General features: G+C 37.6%; 3 protein-coding genes. All 3 read right to left on the bottom strand.

The window, feature by feature from the left end:
* Positions 1-223: 223 nt before the first annotated feature.
* From EZH24_RS07850 to EZH24_RS07860, 3 genes are read right to left on the bottom strand one after another with little or no spacing between them, the layout of a single operon-like run.
* Positions 224-1,465 carry a variable surface family protein gene (locus tag EZH24_RS07850; RefSeq protein WP_137998560.1) on the bottom strand — a complete coding sequence of 414 codons (1,242 nt, stop codon included), beginning with the start codon at positions 1,463-1,465 and terminating at the stop codon, positions 224-226.
* A 21-nt stretch (positions 1,466-1,486) separates the two neighbouring features.
* Positions 1,487-2,872, bottom strand: a complete 1,386-nt coding sequence (locus tag EZH24_RS07855) for a sialidase family protein (protein WP_137998561.1) — start codon at positions 2,870-2,872, stop codon at positions 1,487-1,489.
* Positions 2,873-2,892: 20 nt separating this feature from the next.
* The gene (locus tag EZH24_RS07860; RefSeq protein ID WP_137998562.1) at positions 2,893-4,197 is read right to left on the bottom strand and encodes a sialidase family protein; all 1,305 of its coding nucleotides are present in this window, start codon (positions 4,195-4,197) and stop codon (positions 2,893-2,895) included.
* Between the last annotated feature and the right edge of the window lie 74 nt (positions 4,198-4,271).

Raw genomic sequence — 4,271 nt, forward strand, 5'->3', positions numbered from 1 at the left:
TTCTTCAAAATTGAAATCGCTTAAAGCGGCGTTAACCATATCTTCAAGCATTTTTTCATTTCCAATTTTGCCGAGTAAATATCGGACGAATAAATCATTCAGTTTGTCAATTTCTCTATTTCTTTTCATAAGTGTAATTATAACAGAATAATTTAATTTGTCAAAGAATAAAAAAGGACTATCTACTTAAAGATAGCCCTTGTATTATATACTCATATTTAAGTTATTGGAAATACCAAGCTATACCAGCGGAAGCGTTTATAACCAACGATGTTCCATCGCTATAAGCTGGGTCCAAATTGCCCCATCTTGTCGCTCCTCCCGTTTGAAACTCTAAATAAAGCTCAATCTCTGGTTTCGGGGTCAAATATAATTCGGCATATACCACATAACCGAATGTGCAAAAAGGTCCCTTCTTATTCATATTCATTAAAGAGATACTTTTTCCGCCCATTATAGTCAAACTCAAAGAAGGCTCGAGATATAATCCGTAATATTCGCAAGAAGCCCTAAACCCTATGGGCAAAGCCACTCCTACTCGATATATTCCCTCTATGGCAAATAAACCTTGCGGACTCGGTATAGCTGGCGTGCTTGCCACATAACCTCCCGAAAACTCCTCTTGTTCCCCAGGAGCTATTCCAAGCGAACCAGCGTTAAATCCGTAAGCATTAACATCAAAGTTATTGCCCGAATATCTTCTTAAATAACCGTTTTGATTCTCCACAGTTTCCAATGCCTGACTATATAACACGCGGATATAAGGCTCTATCGTCAAACCGCTCGCAGTCGGGAAATTGAAATAAGCTCTTAAATCCACTCCTATAGACGATTGTTCTTTGAAAATATTCTTATTATTAGGGTCCACATCAACGCCTTCGTCAAACAATTTTTGCGCCCAGCCCATCCTCGCATAACCGTAATAAACATAGAGTCTCAACTGACTGAAATAATCTATAAACTTATGGAAATAATATCTTGCCTCAACCGCGGTCGAAATTATCAAAGTATTCTTAACCGTTCTCTCTCCGATTCCTACGGCTATTGGAATATTGAATCTTAAAGTATTATCCATAGCGGTAAGCATAAGGACGGGAGTATGAACCATATAATTGGTGTCGATATATCTAAATTGATAAGCTCCTCCCACGCTTATGAGGTCGGATTTATAACCTAAAGCCAAAGAAACGGCGGGTCTGAAGTATATTCTTAACTTTTCCGATTCGCTATAGTCGTTGGTGAAGTTATCGAAAAATATTCCCGAAGTTCTTCCCGTAACTCCTAAAGCGAGCCTCAAGTAATCCGTTTCGCAGTCGTATAGAAAGCCCATTTGGTCGGTTCTAAATCTTAATTGGTCTTTATCCATTAAGAAATCTATGAAACTTCTTCCGCTTCCATCACCGTAGAAACCGAATACTTTATTTGAAATCAATATAAAAAACAATATAGTAATCAACTTTTTCATAATATGCAATTAACCTTTCAGTTATTTTTTATCATCTTCCGTAGTAGCAGCCGTAATCTTTTGAGGTCCCTTATCTTTGCCTCTCGTAAGCCATTCAAAGTTTACTCTCATAAATTTAATAGGTCCTCCCCAAGATTTATCTTCGAATAGGACGCCGATACTTCCATCATGTAGAACGGCTAAAGAAGAATAGCCAGCTTGCTGCCCATTTCTAATAGCCTGACTTTTTTCAAAAGTTTTTCCATCGTCATAGCTATAGTAAAAGTATGGATTTGCAGGTCCCCATCTTCCATTATACTGTCCTTCGCCCGTTACGGTAGTATTGCCAGTAGGTATGAAGTGTATAATTCTATTCGTATCCCATCCGTTTTTAATGGAAGTATAATAAATCATATCTCCGTTAGAACCCGCAACCGTAACATCGCTTTTTTGTGTAGCTTCACTCCAAGTCTCGCCTCTGTCGCTCGAATAGGCATGCATCCTCTTGTTTCCGCTACTTGGACGAGCTGACATCAATAATCTGCCATCCGCAAGTTCAACTATTTTAGCTTCGTTTCCTCCATAAGCGTTCACTGGGGCATTTTTAGATACAGACCAAGTATAGCCTCCGTCATCGGAATACATAACATAGTTTCTAAATAATTTGACATTCCATTGTCCATCTTCTCTAACATTCAATACGAATAGAATTCTTCCCGTAGACAGTTGAATACCAGCGCCAGAAGATACGAAAGCCGCATGCCATTTGCTTCTTACAGGGTCTTTACATTGAGCGCCGTATATTTGAGATGTTATATCCTCTCCTTGCCAAGTTAAACCTTCATCTGTGCTTCTAAATAGATTAATTCCTATAGGTTTATTCGGATTTGAAGCTCTAAATCCCGTATGAGAGGCTACGAAAGCTAAAACGGTATTGCTATTTCTAACCACTACCGCAGCCGTATCGCCATAACCGTCCGAACTCGATACGCTTCTTGGCGTTACTCTGATTCGTTTCGACCAAGTTTCCCCGTTATTCGTGCTTCTTGTAACCTCAACCTCTATTCTATTTGGCAAATCGTCTCTATTATTGTATCTTCTATCGGCAAAAGCGAGCAAAGTTCCGTTCGTAGTCACAACCAAAGCGGGTATTCTATAATATGCCGTTCCATGTTGGAATGGAAACACCTCTATGGCTGCATCCATATACGGATTTATTCTCTTATTTGTTCCGTAAGTAATCTCTCCATTATATCCAAGAAGCCCGTCAGCTAAACCTCTGCTTTCCTCACCGTTATTACCATTATTCTTTTTATTTAGAACGCTCAAATCTATACCAGCAGGTCCTATGCCTCCGTATTTACATGCCCATATTCCCGTAATTATTACAATTACGGTTAAGGGTATAGTGAAATATCTCTTTCGCATAAATACTCCTTATAGATTTTTTATTTAGTTATATTGTCAAGTTCATAATCTACATAATCTTCTCCGCCTTCCGTTCCATCAACGCTTGAAAGCCAGCTTAAATTAAATCTCCTGAAAACTATACCATCAGTTTCTTCAGTCAAAGTAGCAATCGTTCCGTCTGGAAGAACCGTTATAGCGGGATAACCATCTCCTCCAACATTCGTTGCAAAATCTTTATTATATAGATATTTATTATTAAAGTTTCCTACTCCTTCGCCAAAATCATTAAAAGTCATTCTAACATTATAACCTGTTTCATCCCTTTTAGAGATAACGCTTAATGCATATTTCTCGCCTCCAAGTTTAATGTCTTTTCCATTGAATTCATATCTTGTAAAATCAGCATGCTTACCACTATTATTATTACCGCTGGTTTCTGTTCCGCCAGAAGTTGTAATATTCCAATTTTCCCCACAATCAGTAGACTTCATCCAATATGTCTGACCAGTTGTAGCCCTTACATTAAGCAATATATCTCCGTTTGCAAGTTCTATAAATTTAGTTTCGTGTGAAGTAAACTTTCCATAAGGTGCGCCAAGTTGTGTAAATGTTTGACCGCCATCCGTAGAACACATAGTTGCCGTGAACCCATTTTCTTTAGCATTAGTGCCAAAAAAATACGGGAATAATAATTTATTTGCATTATTTCCATGTCTTAAAGTTATACCTTGTCCATAAGTAACATGTCCGTTGAAAACTTCTACATTACCATTATTAACACTATTAGTATCAATATCCGTTAACTTATTCCAACTCATGCCATCATCCGTGCTTTTATAAATAATAGTTTTATTATTCGTAGCATTAGTAGTCGCAACTCCCATTAAAACACTACCGTCATAACCATTAATAAAAAATGGATGGGTATACATACCGTTGAAACCTTCATAATTAGCTTGAACTTCAGTCCAAGTTTGCCCCATATCAGAACTTCTTTTAATAGCAATATGATTTTGTCCCGTTCCAGTGCCAACCGCTGCAAGTATCATTTTATTTGCCGTAATAGTCAAAGCTGGTATTCTGTAATTATCGCCCGTAAATAAAACTACTTTTTTACTATCTGGGTTCATAGGTTCATATTGTTCATCTTGAGTTAGATAACCCGCAGGCAATCCAGAACCGATATCGCCACCGCCGTTTTCTCCCGTTTCTTCGCTACTGCCTTCTTCAAATATACCTTTGTCGCCCGGTCCCGTGTATCTGTTCTTGCATGAAAGAAGAATAATCATGCTCACAATCATTAAACCCATGATAAATAATAATACTTTTTTAGCTGTTTTCATAATGAAAAGCCTCCGTTTAAATATATTTTTTTATAATAAGCGCTTAAATTAATTAAATTAAAATAAACGCCAAT

Origin of the sequence: Brachyspira catarrhinii, assembly GCF_005518285.1 — a bacterium.
Classification (GTDB): domain Bacteria; phylum Spirochaetota; class Brachyspiria; order Brachyspirales; family Brachyspiraceae; genus Brachyspira; species Brachyspira catarrhinii.